A 19,580-nucleotide genomic window follows, 5' to 3' on the forward strand; every position below is an offset into this window, starting at 1 on the left:
CACCAGCACGCCCGACGGAGCCAGCAAGCTCGAGTGGCGTGCGGACGGCTCGGTGGTCACCGATGGCAGCCAGCACATCCGGGCCCTCAACCGGAAACTGGGCCTGAACCTGCCCATCGATGGCCCCAAGACGCTCAACGGGCTGATCCTCGAGCACCTGCAGGACATCCCCGAGTCGGGTGTTTCGGTGAAGATCGCGGGGGTCGCCATCGAGGTGGTCCAGGCTGAAGATCGCCGCATCAAGAACGCCCGGATCTTCCGCCCCCGGGCTTCCCACTGACCCGCCCATGCGCCCCGGCTTTACAAGGGCAACGGCGGGCGGCATGATCGACGCCATTCCCAGGCAGTCCTTCCACTGATCGCAGAGGCATGTCCGCAAACGCCCAAGTCGCCCTGAGCGGCCTCGCCCGCGCCTTCGTGCAGCACGGCAAACTCCTCGAGGCCGAAGCCGTCGACTGCACCCGCCCGTCCAGCAACCCCAACGACTTCATCTTCGAGGTGATCAACCGGGGGTTGATGAACGCGGCCGAGATTGCCCGCTTTGCAGGCGACACCTTTGGCACGCCGGTACTCGACCTGGCGGCCTACGACACCCGCTACCTGGCCGTGGAGGCGGTGGACCGCAAGCTGATGCAGAAGCACCAGGTGGTCGCCCTGAACCGCCGGGGCAACCGGCTGGCCCTGGCCATGGCCGACCCGTCCAACCTGCGCATCCTCGACGAGATCCGTTTCCAGACGGGCCTGAGCGTGGATCCGGTGGTGGTCGAGGCCCCCAAACTGGCGGCCCTGATGGAGCAGTTGTCCGAGTCGGCGGAAACCACCCTCCGCGACCTGACCGGGGACGACTTCGACATGAACCTGCTGGGGCAGGAGGAAACCCCCAGCCAGGATCAGACCGAGGATGCCGCCAGCGACGTGGATGACGCCCCCGTGGTGCGCTTCATCCAGAAGCTGCTGATCGATGCGATCAACGATGGCGCCTCGGACGTCCACTTCGAGCCCTACGAAAAGTATTACCGGATCCGCTTTCGCACTGACGGCATCCTGCGGGAAATCGCCCAGCCCCCTCTGGTGCTCAAGGAAAAGATCGCTGCCCGCATCAAGGTCATCTCGCGCCTCGACATCTCGGAGAAGCGGATCCCCCAGGATGGCCGGATGAAGCTGGTGCTGTCCAAAAGCAAGGCCATCGATTTCCGGGTATCCACCCTGCCCACGCTGCACGGCGAGAAGATCGTGATGCGTATCCTGGACCCCTCCTCGGCGATGCTCGGGGTGGACGCCCTGGGCTACGAGCCCGACCAGAAGGCCACCTTGATGGAGGCGGTCACCCGCCCTTACGGGATGATCCTGGTCACCGGCCCCACCGGGAGCGGCAAGACCGTTTCCCTGTACACCTGCCTCAACCTGCTCAACAAGCCCGGCGTCAATATCAGCACCGCCGAAGATCCGGCAGAAATCAATCTGCCCGGCATCAACCAGGTGAACGTCAACGAGAAAGCCGGCCTCACCTTCGCCAGCGCCCTGCGCGCCTTCCTGCGCCAGGATCCGGACGTGATCATGGTGGGTGAAATCCGCGACCTGGAAACCGCCGAAATCTCGGTCAAGGCCGCCCAGACCGGCCACCTGGTGCTGTCAACCCTGCACACCAACGACGCGCCCTCCACCCTGGAGCGCCTCAAGAACATGGGCGTGGCGCCGTTCAATATTGCATCCTCGGTGATCATGATCACCGCCCAGCGCCTGGCCCGGCGCCTGTGTTCCTGCAAGCAGCCGGTGGACATCCCGATCGAGGCCCTGCAGAGTGCCGGCTTTCGCGACGAGGATCTGGACGGAAGCTGGCAACCCTACGGGCCCAAGGGCTGCGAGCGCTGCAAGGGCAGTGGCTACAAGGGACGCCTGGGCATTTACCAGGTGATGCCGATCTCCGAGGAGATCGCTCGTATAATCATGACAAACGGCAATTCGATGGACATCGCAGCCCAGGCCCAGATCGAGGGCGTCAGGGATCTGCGCCAGTCCGGCTTGCTGAAGGTGAAGCAGGGCGTCACCTCGCTGACGGAAGTTCTTGCCTGCACGAACGACTGACGGCTTCACGCGGAATCCAGAAACCCATGGCCACACCAAGCACCAAGAAACCCACTCCCAAGGCGGGCGCCGCCAAGGAATACATGTTTGTCTGGGAGGGCAAGGACAAGACCGGCAAGATCGTCCGCGGCGAGATGCGGGCGGCCACACCGATGGTGGTCCAGACCGTCATGCGGCGTCAGGGCATCCTGACCCACAAGGTCCGCAAGCAGAGCTTTCGGGGCGGTCGCAAGATCACCGACAAGGATGTCTCCCTGTTCACCCGCCAGCTGTCCACGATGATGCGCTCCGGGGTGCCCCTGCTGCAGTCCTTCGACATCGCGATCAAAGGCTGTGGCAACCCCTCCCTCGCCCGCATGCTCAATGATGTCCGGGCCAGCGTGGAGACCGGGAGCAGCCTGTCCCAGGCCTTCCGCCGCCATCCCCAGTACTTCGACGCCCTCTACTGCAACCTGGTCGCCGCCGGCGAGCAGGCCGGCATCCTGGACTCCCTGCTCGACCGGCTGGCCACCTACAAGGAAAAGATCCTCGCCATCAAGTCGAAGATCAAGTCGGCCATGTTCTACCCCATTGCGGTGGTGGTGGTGGCCGCGCTGGTGGTGGCGGTGATGATGCTGTTCGTGGTGCCCGAGTTCAAGAAGGTGTTCGCCTCCTTCGGCGCAGACCTGCCGGCCCCCACCATGGTCGTCATCGCAGTGTCCGACTTCTTCATCGCCTACTGGTACCTGGGGGTGGCGATCATCGCCGGTACGGTGATCGGGATCAGCTACACCTACCAGCGCTCGGTTCCGATGCAGGCCGCCCTGGACCGGATGGTGCTCCAGCTCCCGGTGCTCGGAGAGGTGATCCGCAAGGCCACCATCGCCCGCTGGACGCGGACCCTGTCCACCATGTTCGCTGCCGGCGTGCCCCTGGTCGAAGCACTCGACTCGGTCGGCGGCGCGGCCGGCAACGTGGTCTACAAGAACGCGACCCGCCAGATCCAGTCTGAGGTCAGCACGGGCAGCAGCCTGACCGTGGCCATGCAGAACGCCCAGGTCTTCCCCACCATGGTGGTCCAGATGGTGTCCATCGGCGAGGAGTCCGGCCAGCTGGACTCCATGCTCAGCAAGGTGGCCGACTTCTTCGAACGGGAAGTGGACGACGCGGTGGCCGGCCTCAGCCAGCTGCTGGAGCCCCTGATCATGGTTTTCCTGGGCGTGGTGATCGGTGGCCTGGTGGTGGCCATGTACCTGCCGATCTTCAAGCTTGGCGCTGTGGTCAGCTGAGCCCGGAGCCCCGTTTCAGATGGATATCGTCCTTTTTGCTGCGCTCTGCGCCCTCCTCGGCCTGTTCGTGGGCAGTTTTCTCAACGTGGTCATCCACCGCCTTCCCGTCATGATGGAGCGGGAGTGGCAGGCGGAAGCGGCCGCCCTGCGGGGGGAAACCGAAGCACAGGGCGGCGAGCGCTTCAACCTGGCCGTGCCCCGCTCCCGCTGTCCCCACTGCGCTCACCCGATCGGCGTCATCGAGAACATCCCGCTGGTGAGCTACCTGGCCCTGGGGGGCCGCTGCCGCCACTGCAGCGCCCCGATCAGTGTCCGCTATCCCATGGTGGAGCTGCTCTGTGCCGCCCTCTCAGGCTTCACGGCCGTGCACTTCGGCTACGGGCTGGCGGCAGCGGCGGGCCTGATCTTCGTGTGGGCCATGATCGCCCTGTGCTTCATCGACCTGGACACCCAGCTCCTGCCCGACAGCATCACCCAGCCCCTGCTCTGGCTGGGGCTGCTGCTCAACCTGGGCGGCACCTTCACTGACCTGCCCAGCGCGGTGGTGGGCGCGGCCGCCGGCTACCTGATCCTGTGGACGGTGTTCTGGCTGTTCAAGCTGGTCACCGGCAAGGAGGGGATGGGGTACGGCGACTTCAAGCTGCTGGCCGCCATCGGGGCCTGGCTCGGCTGGTCGATGCTGCCCCTGACCATCCTGCTCTCCTCGGTGGTGGGGGCCGTGGTGGGCATCGCGCTGATTGTCTTCCGGCGTCACGGCCGGGAAACCCCCATTCCCTTCGGGCCCTACCTGGCCGCGGCCGGCCTGCTCGCCCTGTACTGGGGCCCTTCCCTGTCAGAGGCTTACCTGGGGCTGCTCTGAGCGCTTTCCACCGCCCACCCTTGAAAGCCCCCTCCCTGCCCCCATCTGGGAGCGAGCAGCGTTGTTTCGCCCGCTGTTGCGATGCGCTAAACTTCGCCCCGATCCCAATTTTGTCCGGAGCTCGCCATGCCCATCTACGAGTATCGCTGCAATGCCTGCGGCCACCAGAAAGACCATCTCCAGAAGATGAGCGATCCCGCACTGACCACCTGCCCCGCCTGTGGCAGCGAAAGCTATGCCAAGCAGCTCTCTGCCGCCGGCTTCCAGCTCAAGGGAAGCGGCTGGTACGCTACCGACTTCAAGGGCAGCAGCGCTTCCAGTACGAAACCCGCCAGCCCCTCCGAAGCGCCCGCCTCCGGCGCCTGCAGCGGCAGTTGTGCGTGTCACTAAAAGGTGCCACGCGCCACTCCCGCTGAATGAAAAAATACTTTGTCACCGGACTGCTGATCTGGATTCCCCTCGTCATCACCTTCGTGGTGCTGGCCTGGATCATCAACACCCTCGACCAGGTCCTGCTGCTGGCTCCGGCCACCCTCAGGCCGGAGGCCTTTTTCGGCTTCCACATCCCGGGCATCGGCGTGCTGGTGTCCCTGCTCCTGATCCTGCTCACCGGTCTGGCCGCGGCCAACTTCGTGGGGCAGCGTCTGGTGCGCTTCTGGGAAAGCCTGCTCTCGCGTATTCCGGTGGTCAAATCCATCTATTACAGCGTCAAGCAGGTTTCCGACACCCTGCTGTCCAGTAACGGTCAGGCCTTCCGCAAGGCCCTGCTGGTGCAGTACCCCCGGGAGGGGAGCTGGACGATTGCCTTCCAGACCGGTGCGCCCGGCGGCGACGCCGCCCGCCATCTGGGTCCCGACTTCGTCAGCGTGTACGTGCCGACCACCCCCAATCCCACCTCCGGCTTCTTCCTGATGCTGCCCCGCAAGGATGTGCTGGAACTGGAGATGAGCGTGGACGAAGCGCTCAAGTACATCATTTCCATGGGTGTCGTGGCACCCGTTCCGGGCCGGACCCGCCCCGCCGAACCGACACCCGCCCTTCTGCATCGATAAACACGGCTGCAGCCTCCGCCGTGTTCCGCTTTTTCCAGGAATAGTGACTCACCATGCGAACTCAATACTGCGGTCTTGTTAACACCGCCTACCTCGACCAGATCGTCACCCTGTGCGGCTGGGTTCACCGTCGTCGCGACCATGGCGGCGTGATCTTCATCGACCTGCGCGACCGGGAGGGTCTGGTCCAGGTGGTGTGCGATCCGGACCGGGCCGACATGTTCTCGGTGGCCGAATCGATCCGCAGCGAGTTCGTCCTGAAGATCACCGGCAAGGTGCGCCGCCGCCCGGCCGGCACCGAAAACACCGGTCTGGTGTCGGGGGAGATCGAGGTGCTGTGCCACGAGATCGAAGTCCTCAACACCTCGGCCACGCCGCCCTTCCAGCTCGACGAGGAAAACCTCTCCGAGACCACCCGCCTCACCCACCGCGTCATCGACCTGCGTCGTCCGCAGATGCAGAAGAACATGATGCTGCGCTACAAGACGGCGATGGCCTTCCGCCGCTTCCTCGATGCCCAGGGCTTCATCGACATCGAGACCCCCATGCTCACCCGGAGCACCCCGGAAGGCGCCCGGGATTACCTGGTGCCGTCCCGCGTGCACGATGGCCAGTTCTTTGCCCTGCCCCAGTCGCCCCAGCTCTTCAAGCAGATGCTGATGGTGGCCGGTTACGACCGCTACTACCAGATCGTCAAGTGCTTCCGTGACGAAGACCTGCGCGCCGACCGCCAGCCCGAATTCACCCAGGTCGATATCGAGACCTCCTTCCTGACCGAAGAGCAGATCACCGCCCTGATGGAAGAGATGATCCGCACGATCTTCCAGGAAGTGCTGTCCGTCGAGCTGCCCAACCCCTTCCCGCGCATGAGCTATGCCGAGGCGATGAGCCGCTTCGGCTCCGACAAGCCCGACCTGCGCGTCACCCTCGAGCTCACCGATGTCACCGACGCCGTTGCCGACGTGGCTTTCAAGGTCTTCTCCGGCCCGGCCACCTCCGGCGGCCGGGTGGCCGCCATGCGCGTGCCCGGCGGTGCCAGCCTGTCCCGCGGCGAGATCGACGAATACACCAAGTTCGTGGGCATCTACGGCGCCCGCGGCCTCGCCTACATCAAGGTCAACGACGTCACCCAGGTCAATGAAACCGGCCTCCAGTCGCCGATCGTCAAGAACCTCCATGAAACCGCCCTGCGCACCATCCTTGAGCGCACTGGCGCCCAGTCCGGCGACCTGATCTTCTTCGGCGCCGACAAGACCAAGGTCGTCAACGACGCCCTCGGCGCGCTGCGCACCAAGCTCGGCCACGAGAAGGGCTACGTCAACGGCAAGGCCTGGGAGCCCCTGTGGGTTGTGGACTTCCCGATGTTCGAATACGACGAGGAAGACAAGCGCTGGACCGCCTGCCACCACCCCTTCACCAGCCCCAAGGACGAGCACGTCGAACTGCTCACCACCGATCCGGGCAAGTGCCTGGCCAAGGCCTACGACCTGGCCCTCAACGGCTGGGAAATCGGCGGTGGCTCGGTGCGTATCCACCGGGCCGAGATGCAGGAGAAGGTGTTCTCCGCCCTCAACATCGGGCCGGAAGAGCAACAGGCCAAGTTCGGCTTCCTGCTCGACGCCCTCAAATACGGCGCCCCCCCCCATGGCGGCCTGGCCTTTGGCCTCGACCGCATCGTCACCATGATGACCGGCGCCGAATCCATCCGTGACGTGATCGCCTTCCCGAAAACCCAGCGCGCCCAGTGCCTGCTCACCGACGCGCCGTCGCCGGTGGACGAGAAGCAGCTGCGTGAACTGCACATCCGCCTGCGCACGACCCAGAAGGGGACAGACGCTCCGAACGCCTGACCCACCCCAGCGGCGACGATCCAGGGGCGAACGGCCAGGCCGTTCGCCCTTTTTATTTATGAAAAACTGCCATTAATGGCAATTTTAATACTCAAGTATGGCCCCCCTGAGCCGTTGCCCAGAGTGTCCCCTCCGCCTTTGAAGTCCTGCGCCCGTGATTGATCTGAACAGCATCTCCACCCTCATCATCGAAGCCAATCCGGGCATGCGTACCCAGCTGCGCAACATGCTCAACATGAGCGGCATCAGCAAGGTCCAGTTTGCCGTCACCGCAGGGGTTGCCGTACGCAAGCTGCGGGAAATGCGCTTCGACGTGATCCTCTGCGAATACCACATCGGGGATGGCCAGGACGGCCAGCACCTGCTTGAGGATCTGCGCCACAACAACATCATTCCCCTGTCCACCCTGTTCATCATGGTGACCGGGGAGCGCAAGTACGAGCGGGTGGTGGGCGCAGCCGAACTGGCTCCCAACGACTACATTCTCAAGCCCTTCGCCGCCGACACCCTGCATGACCGCATCGAACGGGCCCTGGACAAGCGGGAAGCCTTCCTTCCCACCTACAAGCTGATCGAGCTGGGCAACATCCCCGACGCCATCAGCTCCTGCCTCCAGGCACAAGAAGCCCACCCCCAGTGGTCCATGGACTTCATCCGGCTGCGGGCCGAACTCCATGTGGCCAGCGGCCATGCCGACGAAGCCCAGCACCTCTACGAGAAAATCCTCGCCACCCGCAGCATTCCCTGGGCCCGGCTGGGCCTGGCCAAGAGCCTGTACATGCAGCGCCGCTTCTCCACAGCCGAGGAGCTGCTGGAGAGCCTGGTCAAGGAAAGCGATCTGTTCGTGGACGCCTACGACTGGCTGGCCCGCACCCGGGAAGCCGCCGGGGAACTGGAGTCGGCGAAGAGCATCCTGAGCAGTGCCGCGCTCCTGTCCCCCCACCGGGTGGGCCGCCTGCGTCGTCTGGGGGAGCTGTCCCTGCAGACGGGCGATCACGAAGGGGCCGAGAAGCTGCTGTCCGAAGTGGTACGCAAGGGCAAATATTCAGACTTCCGCGACCCGGAAGACCATGTGCTGCTGGTTCAGGCCCAGCTGGCCAAGGGAGACATGACCCAGGCGGAAGCCACCATCCGGGATCTGGAGCGCTCGATGACCGGGCTGGACAAGACCCGCTCCTGCGCCAGCCTGTCCAGCGCCATGCTGCATCTGAAAAAAGGCGACGCCGAAAAGGCCGGTGAAGCGCTGAAGGCCCTGACCACGGACAGCGTGGCCAGCAGCAACCTGTCCTTGTCCCTGAAAAAGGAGCTGGCCAAGGCCTGCTTCGCCACCAAAATGGAAGACGCCGGCACCGAGGTGGTCCTGGACATCATGCGCAATGCGGCCGACGACCGCACCCTGGAAAGCTCCAGGAGCATCCTCCGGGAGGCCGGCAAGGCCGACCTGTGCGATGTGCTCACCGCCCGGATGGACGGGGAGGTGAAGGATCTGGTCGCTGAAGGGGCGCGCAAGGCCCAGGATGGCGACTTCGAGGGCGCGGTCCAGTTCATGCTGTCGGCCGTGCGCAAGATGCCGGGCAACGTTCATGTGCTGTTCAATGCCACCCTGGCCCTGCTCAAGTACATCGAACATTGCGGCTGGAACGACCGCTTCGCCGAACAGGCCCGAACCCTGATGGAACGGGCCCGCGCCCAGGATCCGGGCAATGCCCGCCTGCCGGCCCTGACCACCTACTATTACAACCTCCTGAAGAAATACGGCATCCAGCCCGGCGCGGGCCACGGCGCCCTGTGAGCGCTGCCCGCGGGCTGGCGGGCTGATACACTCCGGTGCTGCGCCTTCTTCAGCCCCCTCTGCTGCCATGCTTTCCCGCTGCCTCCGTCTGCTTACCCTCCTCCTGCTGCTGAGCGCCGGCACATCCCAGGCCTGGGATTTTCTGCCCTGGCGCAAGGGCGAGACGGTCGCTGCAGCGGCCCTGCCGCCCGAAGCCCGGGAAACCCTCGCCCTGATCCGCCAGGGCGGCCCGTTTCCCCACCGCCGGGACGGCATCACCTTTCAGAACCGGGAGAAGCGCCTGCCCGAGGCCGCCCGGGGGTATTACCGGGAATACACGGTGCGCACCCCTGGCGCCCGCGACCGGGGCGCTCGCCGCATCGTGAGCGGCGGTAGCCCTCCGGTGATCTATTACTACACCGAAGACCACTACGAGAGTTTCCGGCGCATCCAGGACTGAACATGAATCCCCCCGAGTTCCACACCCTGCTGCCCCGGGCCGAAAAGGCCGGGCTCCACCACATGCCCTTTGCGATGGACATGGCCCTCGACGAGGCGGCCGAAAGCCTCGACTACCCCCTGCACCGGGTCAATCTGGCCCGGATCACCGACAAGGCCGGCTTTCTGGCCGCCGTCGGCACGGCCCTTGATTTTCCGGACTGGTACGGGCACAACTGGGACGCGCTGGCCGACTGCCTGAGCGACCTGTCCTGGATGCCCGCCGACGGCTATGTGATCGTGCTTGAAAACGCCGATGACTTTGCCCGGGCCTGCCCTGCCGACTTCGCCACCGCCCTGGAGATTTTCCAGGAAGCCGCCGACACCTGGCGGGACGACGGCGTCCCCCTGTGGACCCTGGTGGGAACGGCGGAGGGCACCCTGCCCTGGCTGCAGGACCCCGCGTGAGCAGCGCCTGGAAACAGCCGGTTTCGGTGCTGGTGGTGATCCACACGCCAGCCCTGGAGGTGCTGGTGATGGAGCGGGCCGGGCAGCCTGGCCTGTGGCAGTCGGTCACCGGCAGCCGCGAGGGCGAGGAGACCCTGACCGCCACGGCCCTCCGCGAGGTGGGCGAGGAGACCGGGATCCACGCGGCGCCCGAGCACCTGGTCGACTGGCGGCTCAGCAACCGCTTCGTGATCTCCCCCCAATGGCGGCACCGCTACGCCCCGGACGTCACCTTCAACACCGAACACGTCTTCAGCCTGTGCGTGGACAGCCCGGTGCCCGTGCGCCTGACCCCCGACGAGCACACCCGCTGCGAGTGGCTGCCCTGGCATGCCGCCGCAGGGAAGGTCTTTTCATGGACCAACCGGGATGCCCTGCACCTGCTGGCCCGGCGCGTCACCCCTGCGGCCTGAGGCCCTCCGCCTCGGCAATCTTCGCCTTCAGGCAGCCCGGGCAATAGCACTGGCCCGCCCCGGCTTCCGGTACCGCAAAAACCGGCGGCAGACTGGCACACCAGCACGAATCAGCACCGGCGTTCATGCCGCAGGTGAACGCCGCCCCGCAGGCCGGGCAGACATTGGTCGGGGTCTCAACAGGCAGGCATTGACTCATGCGGGCTCCTCATGGGGTGTGGCGGGTCAGTGTAACCCGCCACACCCCTCTTGAAGCCTCCCGAAACAGACCCTATATAGATAGCAGGAGGGGCTTCCAGCCCTGCTGCCGACGAACGCAAAGGAGAAAACTCATGAGCAACCTCACTCGCCGTGACCCGCTGGACGACTTTTTCCGTGGCTTCTTCGTACGCCCGGTGGAATACGGCGGCGCACCTGCCCAGACCGAAGCCCCCCAGATGCGGGTGGACGTGAAGGAGGGTCCGGAAGCCTATCAGGTTCACGCGGAGCTGCCCGGCATCGACAAGGAGGACATCCACGTCCATATCGACGGCCCGGTGGTGTCGATCAGCGCCGAACGCAAGCAAAGCCGGGAGGTGAAGGAAGACGAGCGCGTGCTGCGGACCGAGCGCTACTTCGGTCAGGTCTCCCGGAGCTTCCAGCTGGGCCAGGATGTGGACGAGTCCCGCGCCAGCGCCCGCTTCACCGACGGCGTTCTGGAGCTGACCCTGCCCAAGAAAATCGCCCCCACCGCCAAGAAGCTGGTCATCGAATGAGCCTCACGGCACCATCCTGAAATCCACCCAGGCGGGACGCTACGGCTTCCCGCTTCTGGTTTTCATGTTGGCTCATTACAATCGGGGCTGATTTCAAACAACAGCCCGGCGACCATCATGAGCGAGCAGATCGACACCTCCAAGCTTTCCCCGGCCCTGAAGGCCTCCATCATCGCGGAAGCCCTCCCCTATATCCGGCGCTTCCAGGACAAGACCCTGGTCATCAAGTACGGCGGCAACGCCATGACCGACCCCCATCTGAAGGCCTGCTTCGCCCACGATGTGGTGCTGCTCAAGCTCGTCGGCTTCAACCCGGTGGTGGTCCACGGCGGCGGCCCGCAGATCGAGAACATGCTGACCCGTGTCGGCAAGAAGGGCGAGTTCATCCAGGGCATGCGCGTCACCGACGCGGAAACCATGGAGCTGGTCGAGATGGTTCTGGGTGGCCAGGTGAACAAGGAAATCGTCAGCCTGATCAACCAGGCGGGGGGCAAGGCCGTGGGCCTGACCGGCAAGGACTCCAACTTCATCCGTGCCCAGAAGCTCAAGATGGAGAACAAGGATGTTCCGGGTGACCTGATCGACATCGGCCAGGTCGGCGACATCACCCAGATCGACCCGAGCCTGATCGCCTTCCTTGATCAGGGCGACTTCATTCCGGTGATCGCCCCCATCGGCGTGGGTGAGGATGGCGAAAGCTACAACATCAACGCCGATGTGGTGGCCGGCAAGCTGGCCGAGATCCTCAAGGCCGAAAAGCTGGTCCTGCTGACCAACACCCCGGGCGTGCTCGACAAGGCCGGCAAGCTCCTCACCGGCCTGACCCCCCGCGAGATCGACGAGCTGGTGGCCGACGGCACCCTGTCCGGCGGAATGCTGCCCAAGATCGGTTCGGCCCTCGATGCAGCCCGCAACGGGGTGAAGAGCGTGCATATCATCGACGGCCGCGTCGAGCACTGCCTGCTCCTGGAAATCCTCACCGACCACGGCGTCGGCACGATGATCAAGAGCAAGTAACACCTGCCGCACGAGGTGGAGGGGGAACCGTTCCTGCGGAATCCACTCCACTCTTCATCCCTGCCACTTTCCCTGCCTTCATGCTCTCCCGAATCCCCTTCCGCTTTCTCGGCCTGGCCCTGTTCGCCGTGTGCTTCGGGCTGCTCGCCTTCGGGCTGTACCTGCAGCACGTGAAGGGCATCGAGCCCTGCCCCATGTGCATCATGCAGCGCTACGCCATGGCCGCCTGCGGCCTGATCGGGCTGGTCGCGGGACTGCACAACCCGGGCCGGAACGGGCAGAACGCCTACGGAGCCCTGCTGGCCCTGGCGGCCCTGGCCGGTGCCGGGGTTGCCGCCCGCCAGTCGTGGCTGCAATGGTTTCCCCCGGCGGTTTCGGAGTGCGGTCCGGGCCTGGAGTACATGCTCGACAGTTTTCCCCTCGCCGCGGCCCTGCCCATGATCTTCCGGGGAGCGGGTGACTGCTCCATCGTGGACTGGCGCCTCCTCGGCCTGTCCATTGCCAACTGGTCCTTCGTGACCTTTGCCGTCACGCTGGCAGCCTTGCTTGGCTTTCTGCTGCAGCGCAAGGACAAGACCCACTGAAACGGCCCCGGGATCTGCAGGAGCCTGCTGCAGGTCCGCGACAGGTGAAGCTTTTTTTACAGACTCCCCCACAGGGCGGCCGGGCGCTACCATGCTTCCCTTTTGACAAGGGAGCACACCATGCCGCATGGCGAGCTGGACACCCGGTCTCTCATGACCATCACCCACCGGCCGGACCTGGTTTTTCTACGTGGAGAAGGGTCCTGGCTGCACGACGACCAGGGCAAGACCTATCTGGACTTCGTCCAGGGGTGGGCAGTCAACTGCCTTGGCCACTGCCCGCCGGAAATCGTGGAGGCCCTGTCCCGCCAGGCCCGAGTCCTGATCAACCCCAGCCCGGCCTTCTACAACGAAGCGATGATCGAACTGGCCGGTCTGCTGACCAGCCACTCGGTCTTCGACCGGGTCTTCCTGGCCAACACCGGAGCGGAAGCCAATGAAGGCGCCATCAAGCTGGCCCGCAAGTGGGGACAGATCCACAAGGGCGGCGCCTACGAGATCATCACCTTCGAGCACAGCTTTCACGGCCGCACCCTGGCCACCATGTCTGCCTCCGGCAAGCCCGGCTGGGACACCCTGTTCGCCCCTCAGGTCCCGGGCTTCCCGAAGGCGCGCCTCAACGACCTGGACTCGGTCAAGGCCCTGATCGGACCGGACACCGTCGCCGTGATGCTCGAGCCCATCCAGGGAGAAGGCGGGGTGATTCCTGCCGAAGCCGATTTCCTCCAGTCCCTGCGGGCCCTCACCCACGCGCATGGCATCCTGCTGATCGTGGACGAGGTCCAGACCGGCATGGGCCGCACGGGCCGGCTGTTTGCCCACCAGCACGCGGGGATCGAGCCGGACATCATGACCCTCGGCAAGGGGATCGGCGGTGGCGTTCCCCTCTCGGCCCTGCTCGCCCGGGAAGAGATCTGCTGCTTCGCACCTGGAGACCAGGGAGGCACCTATAACGGCAATCCCCTGATGGCGGCGGTCGGCGTGGCCGTGCTGCGCCGCCTGCTCTCTCCCGGGTTCCTGGAGTCCGTGGAGGGGAAAGGCCGTTATCTGGCAGCGGCCCTGTCGCGCCTGGTCATTCAGCACCGCCTGCAGGGCGAGCGGGGCTCCGGCCTGCTGCGCGCCCTGATCCTGGACACGGACCGGGGACCGGCCCTGGTCAAGGCCGCCCTGGAACATGCCCCCCAGGGCTTGCTGCTCAACGCTCCCCGCCCCAACCTCCTGCGCTTCATGCCGGCGCTGACCGTCACCGAAGGCGAAATCGATCAGATGATCGCCCTGCTGGATGAGCTGCTGCGGAGCACCCGCGGAAGCTGAGCCTGGTCGCGCCACCCTTGGGATACACCGGAAGCCGGTTTACAATGACCGGCTTTCCGGCCTCCAGCCGGACGTCACCGCTCACCAAAGGAACACCATGGCTCTCCAATGCGGCATCGTCGGCCTGCCCAACGTCGGCAAATCGACCCTCTTCAATGCCCTCACCAAGGCCGGCATCGCCGCCGAGAACTATCCCTTCTGCACCATCGAGCCCAACGTGGGCATCGTCGAAGTACCCGACCCGCGCCTCGACGCCCTGTCCGGGATCGTCAACCCGCAGAAGGTGCAGCCGGCCATCGTCGAATTCGTGGACATCGCCGGCCTGGTCGCCGGCGCCTCCAAGGGCGAAGGCCTGGGCAACCAGTTCCTCGCCAACATCCGCGAGACCGACGCCATCGTCAACGTGGTGCGCTGCTTCGAGGACGAAAACGTCATCCACGTGAACGGCAAGGTGGACCCGCTGGCCGACATCGAGACCATCGTCACCGAACTCGCCCTGGCTGACATGGCCGCCGTCGAGAAGGCCATCCACCGGGAGAACAAGAAGGCCCGCTCCGGCGACAAGGACGCGCAGAAGCTCGTCGCCATCCTCGAAAAGCTGCTGCCCCACCTCAACGAGGGCCAGCCGGCGCGCACCATGAAACTGTCCGACGACGAGAAGCTGATCCTCAAGCCCCTGTGCCTGATGACCCTCAAGCCGGCCATGTACGTGGGCAACGTGACGGAAGACGGCTTCGAGAACAACCCCTACCTCGACCGCCTGCGCGAGCACGCCGCCAAGGAAGGCGCCCCGGTGGTGGCCCTGTGCGCCAAGATCGAAGCCGAGCTGGCCGACCTCGACGACGAGGACAAGCTGGCCTTCCTGGCCGACCTGGGCCTCGAGGAGCCCGGCCTCAACCGCCTGATCCGCGCCGGCTACCAGCTCCTCGGCCTGCAGACCTACTTCACCGCCGGCGTCAAGGAAGTCCGCGCCTGGACCATCCACGTGGGCGACACCGCCCCCCAGGCCGCCGGCGTGATCCACACCGACTTCGAGCGCGGCTTCATCCGCGCCCAGACCATCTCCTTCGACGACTTCATCAAGTACAAGGGCGAAGCCGGCGCCAAGGAAGCCGGCAAGATGCGCTCCGAAGGCAAGGACTACGTGGTCCAGGACGGAGATGTTCTGAACTTCCTGTTCAACGTGTGATTCGAGCAAGCCGTTTCAGGCGATTGCATCTGCTTGCAGGTGCAATCTGCTCACCCCCGGCTGTGGAAGACCCACTTCGCGGCCAATCCGCTTCGTTCCGACCTCTACAACATCGGAAAATAGCCTGCAATCACGCTCCAGGCTTAACGCTTACGTTCAGCCGTGAAGCGACCATGCGTACCAATCAGGATTTCCCAACGCCCCAGCCGCCGGATACGCCAATGGAAATGGGCTGACCGTTGGCCTGCTGCAGAAGCTTTGCGCAGGCATCCGCAACGACGCCGAAATTCAAGTAGTCCGTGGTTGTTTCGTTGTCATGCCACATGTTCTCTCCCTGACAAGCAAGCGCTTATAGCTGCCCGCCCACACCCTTGAACTTCTCGACAAAGGCAGCGATCTTCTGGAGGACAGTCTGCTTCTTGGTCAGAAATTGCGGGTTCAATGGGCTCATCTTGGGCAGAACTGCGTTGAGCTCCGTGCCGTTCTCGCTGGCGAACTCACGCTTGAGTGAGGTGGTGATGTATCGCTTGGCGGCCTCAGCGTTGAGGCTCTCGGAGGTGATCAACTCCTGCGCTTCGCGCTGCTGCTCCGCTTGAGCAAACTTGAAGAACGCATCGATCACGCTGGCCTTGTCACCGATCTGGTCCAAATCGGTCTGGTTGATGAAGTCCACCACCAGACTTTCTTTCGCGCGGTTGCCCAGGCTGGCGCGAATCACACGCCGCACTTCATCCACCAGCTCAGACTTGCTCTTGGTCTTCTTGTTGTGCTCGAAGATCAGTTCCAGGATGTAGTCCAGGTTGATTTCCTGAGACTTCAACAGGTCCACCTCAAAGACCACGTCATCCCAGTCAATGGTGGACTTCTCTTTCTCGGCACCCGCCTGCTCACGGCGGAGCCAGTCGCGTACATCGTTGTAGGTCGAGCGGTAGTCCTGCACCTTCCGCTCGGGCGGGAGCGTGATGGCTTGCAGCGTGGTCAGATCTTCGTCACTCAGGTAGTGCTTGGCCTTGAACGCCTCAACTGCGGCAGGGTCGGCCAGATCGACGCTTTGCAACTCCTTCAAGCTGGCAAATTCGTCATAGTTCTGCAGCACGTTCTCGACGCGTAGGTACTCGCCGAACAGCTTGGCGAAGGCCTTCTTGTCTGCTTCTTTTTCAATGGCAGCAGGGTCTGGGAAGCGCTCTTCCAGCTCATTCACCACCTCCATAAAACCGCGCCGCGCCTCGCCGGTGGCCGCATCGGTAAAGCCTTCCATGTACTCCTTGTAGCTTTTCTCCAGCACCACGTTCCGCGTGTTCTTGTCACCAAACAGGGTGATGGCATCGATGGTCGCCTGCTCCAGGTCGCGGAAGGTGACGATGTTGCCGAAGGTCTTGGTGGCGTCAAAAATGCGGTTGGTGCGCGAGTAGGCCTGCATCAGTCCGTGGAAGCGCAGGTTCTTGTCGACAAACAGCGTATTGAGCGTGGGGGCATCAAAGCCGGTCAGGAACATGCCCACCACGATGAGCAGGTCGATCTCCTTGGCCTTCACCTGCTTGGCCAGGTCGCGGTAGTAGTTCTGGAAGCCGTTGCTGTCCACACTGAAGTTGGTCTTGAACAGCGCGTTGTAGTCGGCAATGGCCGCGCTCAGGAACTCCTTGGCGCTGCTGTTCATCGCAGACACATCAAAGCTCTCGTCCTGGATATCGCCGATCGCGTCCTGCTCCTCGTTGGCCGCGAACGAGAAGATGGTGGCCACCTTCAGCGGCTTGTCGCTGTTCTTCTGCAACTCCCGGAAGCACTCGTAATACAGCTTGGCCGCATCCACGCTGCTGACGGCAAACATGGCGTTGAAACCCTTGTTACCCGCATGCAAGCGGTGGGTCTTCTGCCGGAAATTGTTCAGGATGTACTGGGTGATCTCGCGGATGCGGTCCGGGTGCAGCAGCGCCTGCTTGTTCTCGGCTGCACTGAGCTTCTTCTCGTCCTGTTCGGTCTCGATGGCCTTGAACTGCGGGCGAACGTCGTTGTAGTCCACCTTGAACTTCAACACCTTCTCGTCGCGGATGGCATCGGTGATCACATACGAATGCAGCTCACGGCCGAACACGCTGGCCGTGGTCTCAGCGCCCAATGCGTTCTCAGGGAAGATAGGCGTGCCGGTGAAGCCGAACTGGCAGAACTTCTTGAACTTCTTCTTCAGGTTCTTCTGGGCTTCGCCAAACTGGCTCCGGTGGCACTCATCGAAGATGAACACCACCTGCTTGCCGTAGATGGGCAAGTCGGCCTCGCTCTTCATCAGGTTGTTGAGCTTCTGGATGGTGGTGACGACGATCTTGTTGTCGTCCTTCTCCAGGTTGCGCTTCAGGCCAGCGGTGCTGTCCGAGCCATTCACGCTGTCCGGCGAGAACCGTTGGTATTCCTTCATGGTCTGGTAGTCCAGATCCTTGCGGTCCACTACGAAGAACACCTTGTCGATGAAATCCAGCTCGGTGGCCAGGCGCGCCGCCTTGAAGCTGGTCAGCGTCTTGCCGCTGCCGGTGGTGTGCCAGATGAAGCCGCCGCTTTCCGTGGTGCTCCAGTTTTTGGCCTGATGGCTGCTCTTGATCTTCCACAGAATGCGTTCCGTGGCCGCGATCTGGTAGGGCCGCATCACCAGCAGCGTGTTGCTGATGTCGAACACCGAGTAGTGCAGCAGCACGTTGAGCAACGTGTGCTTCTGGAAGAAGGTCGCCGTGAAGTCCTTCAGGTCCTTGATCAGCGTGTTGTCCGCCTTCGCCCAGTTCATGGTGAAGTCGAAGCTGTTCTTGTTGCGCTGGGTGGTGTTGGCGAAGTAGCGGCTGTCGGTACCGTTGGAAATAACGAACAACTGCAGATACTTGAACAGGGACTGCTCGCTGTTGAAGCTCTCCTTGCTGTAGCGGTGCACCTGGTTGAAGGCTTCGCGGATGGCCACGCCGCGCTTCTTCAGCTCCACCTGCACCAGCGGCAGGCCATTGACCAGAATCGTCACGTCATAGCGGTTGGCGTGGCTGCCCGTCTGTTCAAACTGCTTGATCACCTGCACTTTGTTGCGGGCGATGTTCTTCTTGTCCAGCAGGTAGATGTTCTGGATGCGCCCGTCGTCAAAGACAAAATCGTGGATGTAGTCGTCGTGAATCTTGCGAGTCTTCTCGACGATGCCATCGCTGGGCTTGTCGAGGAAGGTTTCAACAAAGCGCAGCCATTCGCCATGGGTGAACTCAACGGCGTTGAGTGCTTGCAGCTGGACGCGCACATTCGCCAGCAAGGCCTCGGGCGTGTTCAGGCCAGGCAGATATTCATAACCCTGATTCTGCAGATCCCGAATGAACTCGCGCTCCAGATCGCTTTCACTCTGGTAGCCCTCGGCAACCGTCCATTCCCGGATGTACTGGTCCAGGACGATGAAGTTCTTTGACTCGGCGATGGCCCTGTAATCGTTCATTCTTCGGCGTCCTTCCTTTTCCGCAGCTTTTTCATGGCCCGATCGAAATCGGATTCGATGCGCTGCTGCTTGTTGAACTTCTCATATTCGGCAATTGCTTTCTGCTCTGCTTGCTGGCGGGAGACGTTGCCGTAGCCTTCCAGAATCCGGTATTCGTTGAAGGATAGAAACTTGTCCACGCTTGCGGCAAAGCGCTCCATCGTGAAGCTGGTGCGCCGCTCGATGATGCCCTCGATGTAATCGAAAAAAGCGGAAACGGCCCGCTCAAGTTTCCGTATTTCAGCTTCGCTCAAGTAATTTTTCGCCACCAGTGAATCGGATTTCAGGACCCGGCCATCCGGCGCATTCTTGTAGGTGGTCATGCCCATCAGGGGCTTGCTGGCATCTGCCTTCAGCGAAATGATTTCGGCTGCCGTGTGGCCGGTGATCGCAAAATGAAACTTGTCCTGCACATGGGCGTAAAACAGGCGTGTCGTCTCGGACTTAGGGTCGTAATCGATACTGCATTCGGCAAAAATGTCGGTGATCTGCTGATAAATCCGCCGCTCGCTGGCACGGATCGAGCGCACCCGCTCCAGCAGTTCACGGAAATAGTCCTTGCCAAAATAACGGCCATTCTTCAGCCGCTCATCATCCATGGCAAAACCCTTGATGATGTACTCCTTGATCAAGGCCGTCGCCCAGATGCGGAATTGCGTCGCCTGCGCCGAGTTGACGCGGTAGCCCACCGAGATCACCGCATCCAGGTTGTAGTACTGGGTCTGGTACTTTTTGCCGTCTTCGGCAGTTGTTTCCAAAACGGAAATAACTGAATCCGGGTCTAACTCATTGCTTTCAAAGATGTTTTTCAGGTGCTTGGATATGGCGGGGACACCTACGCCAAACAACTCCGCCATGCGCTTCTGGGTCAGCCAAAGGGTCTCGTCGGCGAGCAGGACCTCCACCTTGATCGCGCCATTCGGCGCGGTGTAGAGCAGGAATTCCGTGGTTTGGTCGCGCAGGGTGAGCGGGTGTTTTGGCATGGGCGTAT

General features: G+C 63.2%; 20 protein-coding genes. 16 read left to right on the plus strand and 4 right to left on the minus strand.

Going from position 1 to position 19,580, the window contains the following annotated elements:
* The 11 genes from PHD22_RS06020 to nudB form a co-directional block, all read left to right on the plus strand.
* On the plus strand, window positions 1-280 hold a 280-nt coding region (locus tag PHD22_RS06020; protein ID WP_299863729.1), incomplete at its 5' end, for a transporter associated domain-containing protein.
* 89 nt (window positions 281-369) lie between these two features.
* On the plus strand, window positions 370-2,085 hold the full coding sequence (gene pilB, locus PHD22_RS06025; protein WP_299863731.1) for a type IV-A pilus assembly ATPase PilB: 1,716 nt from the start codon (window positions 370-372) through the stop codon (window positions 2,083-2,085).
* 26 nt (window positions 2,086-2,111) lie between these two features.
* Complete coding sequence (locus tag PHD22_RS06030) at window positions 2,112-3,353, plus strand: type II secretion system F family protein (protein ID WP_299863733.1); 1,242 nt, start codon at window positions 2,112-2,114, stop codon at window positions 3,351-3,353.
* 19 nt (window positions 3,354-3,372) lie between these two features.
* Window positions 3,373-4,212 (plus strand): A24 family peptidase, encoded by an 840-nt coding sequence (locus PHD22_RS06035; RefSeq protein ID WP_299863736.1) that lies wholly within the window; start codon window positions 3,373-3,375, stop codon window positions 4,210-4,212.
* A 126-nt stretch (window positions 4,213-4,338) separates the two neighbouring features.
* A complete protein-coding gene (locus tag PHD22_RS06040; protein WP_299863739.1) occupies window positions 4,339-4,602 on the plus strand; it encodes a zinc ribbon domain-containing protein in 264 nt (87 codons plus the stop codon).
* A gap of 26 nt (window positions 4,603-4,628) precedes the next feature.
* On the plus strand, window positions 4,629-5,264 hold the full coding sequence (locus PHD22_RS06045; protein ID WP_299863742.1) for a DUF502 domain-containing protein: 636 nt from the start codon (window positions 4,629-4,631) through the stop codon (window positions 5,262-5,264).
* Between the two features lie 53 nt (window positions 5,265-5,317).
* Window positions 5,318-7,114 (plus strand): aspartate--tRNA ligase, encoded by a 1,797-nt coding sequence (aspS, locus tag PHD22_RS06050; RefSeq protein WP_299863745.1) that lies wholly within the window; start codon window positions 5,318-5,320, stop codon window positions 7,112-7,114.
* Between the two features lie 154 nt (window positions 7,115-7,268).
* Entirely contained in the window at window positions 7,269-8,906 is a 1,638-nt protein-coding gene (locus PHD22_RS06055) for a tetratricopeptide repeat-containing response regulator (protein ID WP_299863748.1), read from the plus strand.
* A 67-nt stretch (window positions 8,907-8,973) separates the two neighbouring features.
* Window positions 8,974-9,345, plus strand: coding sequence for a ribonuclease domain-containing protein (locus tag PHD22_RS06060; protein WP_299863751.1), 372 nt, complete (start codon window positions 8,974-8,976; stop codon window positions 9,343-9,345).
* 2 nt (window positions 9,346-9,347) lie between these two features.
* Window positions 9,348-9,791, plus strand: coding sequence for a barstar family protein (locus tag PHD22_RS06065; protein ID WP_299863754.1), 444 nt, complete (start codon window positions 9,348-9,350; stop codon window positions 9,789-9,791).
* Complete coding sequence (gene nudB, locus PHD22_RS06070) at window positions 9,788-10,243, plus strand: dihydroneopterin triphosphate diphosphatase (RefSeq protein ID WP_299863756.1); 456 nt, start codon at window positions 9,788-9,790, stop codon at window positions 10,241-10,243. Before PHD22_RS06065 ends, nudB begins: the two co-directional genes overlap by 4 nt.
* Here nudB and PHD22_RS06075 read toward each other — a convergent pair.
* Entirely contained in the window at window positions 10,227-10,442 is a 216-nt protein-coding gene (locus PHD22_RS06075) for a cysteine-rich CWC family protein (protein ID WP_299863759.1), read from the minus strand. The genes nudB and PHD22_RS06075 overlap by 17 nt on opposite strands.
* 133 nt (window positions 10,443-10,575) lie before the next feature.
* Here PHD22_RS06075 and PHD22_RS06080 point away from each other — a divergent pair, with 133 nt between their 5' ends.
* The 5 genes from PHD22_RS06080 to ychF all read left to right on the plus strand — a co-directional run bounded on the left by PHD22_RS06080 (window position 10,576) and on the right by ychF (window position 15,102).
* Window positions 10,576-10,998 (plus strand): Hsp20/alpha crystallin family protein, encoded by a 423-nt coding sequence (locus PHD22_RS06080; protein WP_299863761.1) that lies wholly within the window; start codon window positions 10,576-10,578, stop codon window positions 10,996-10,998.
* Between the two features lie 117 nt (window positions 10,999-11,115).
* On the plus strand, window positions 11,116-12,015 hold the full coding sequence (argB, locus tag PHD22_RS06085; RefSeq protein WP_299863763.1) for an acetylglutamate kinase: 900 nt from the start codon (window positions 11,116-11,118) through the stop codon (window positions 12,013-12,015).
* Between the two features lie 80 nt (window positions 12,016-12,095).
* The gene (locus PHD22_RS06090; protein WP_299863766.1) at window positions 12,096-12,599 is read left to right on the plus strand and encodes a disulfide bond formation protein B; all 504 of its coding nucleotides are present in this window, start codon (window positions 12,096-12,098) and stop codon (window positions 12,597-12,599) included.
* Between the two features lie 120 nt (window positions 12,600-12,719).
* Complete coding sequence (locus PHD22_RS06095) at window positions 12,720-13,913, plus strand: acetylornithine transaminase (RefSeq protein ID WP_299863769.1); 1,194 nt, start codon at window positions 12,720-12,722, stop codon at window positions 13,911-13,913.
* A 97-nt stretch (window positions 13,914-14,010) separates the two neighbouring features.
* Window positions 14,011-15,102, plus strand: a complete 1,092-nt coding sequence (gene ychF, locus PHD22_RS06100) for a redox-regulated ATPase YchF (RefSeq protein ID WP_299863772.1) — start codon at window positions 14,011-14,013, stop codon at window positions 15,100-15,102.
* A gap of 184 nt (window positions 15,103-15,286) precedes the next feature.
* On the opposite strand, the gene PHD22_RS06105 is transcribed toward ychF, so the two are convergent.
* Genes PHD22_RS06105 through PHD22_RS06115 form a run of 3 tightly spaced genes read right to left on the minus strand, consistent with a single transcriptional unit; the run spans window position 15,287 to window position 19,572 of the window.
* The gene (locus PHD22_RS06105) at window positions 15,287-15,427 is read right to left on the minus strand and encodes a P-loop NTPase fold protein (RefSeq protein ID WP_299863775.1); all 141 of its coding nucleotides are present in this window, start codon (window positions 15,425-15,427) and stop codon (window positions 15,287-15,289) included.
* Between the two features lie 24 nt (window positions 15,428-15,451).
* The gene (locus PHD22_RS06110; protein ID WP_299863779.1) at window positions 15,452-18,550 is read right to left on the minus strand and encodes a type I restriction endonuclease subunit R; all 3,099 of its coding nucleotides are present in this window, start codon (window positions 18,548-18,550) and stop codon (window positions 15,452-15,454) included.
* Window positions 18,547-19,572: a virulence RhuM family protein gene (locus tag PHD22_RS06115; RefSeq protein ID WP_299863782.1), complete on the minus strand. Its 1,026-nt coding sequence runs from the start codon at window positions 19,570-19,572 to the stop codon at window positions 18,547-18,549. Before PHD22_RS06115 ends, PHD22_RS06110 begins: the two co-directional genes overlap by 4 nt.
* Between the last annotated feature and the right edge of the window lie 8 nt (window positions 19,573-19,580).

This window comes from Zoogloea sp., assembly GCF_028693495.1.
In the GTDB taxonomy this organism is placed as follows: Bacteria; Pseudomonadota; Gammaproteobacteria; order Burkholderiales; family Rhodocyclaceae; genus Zoogloea.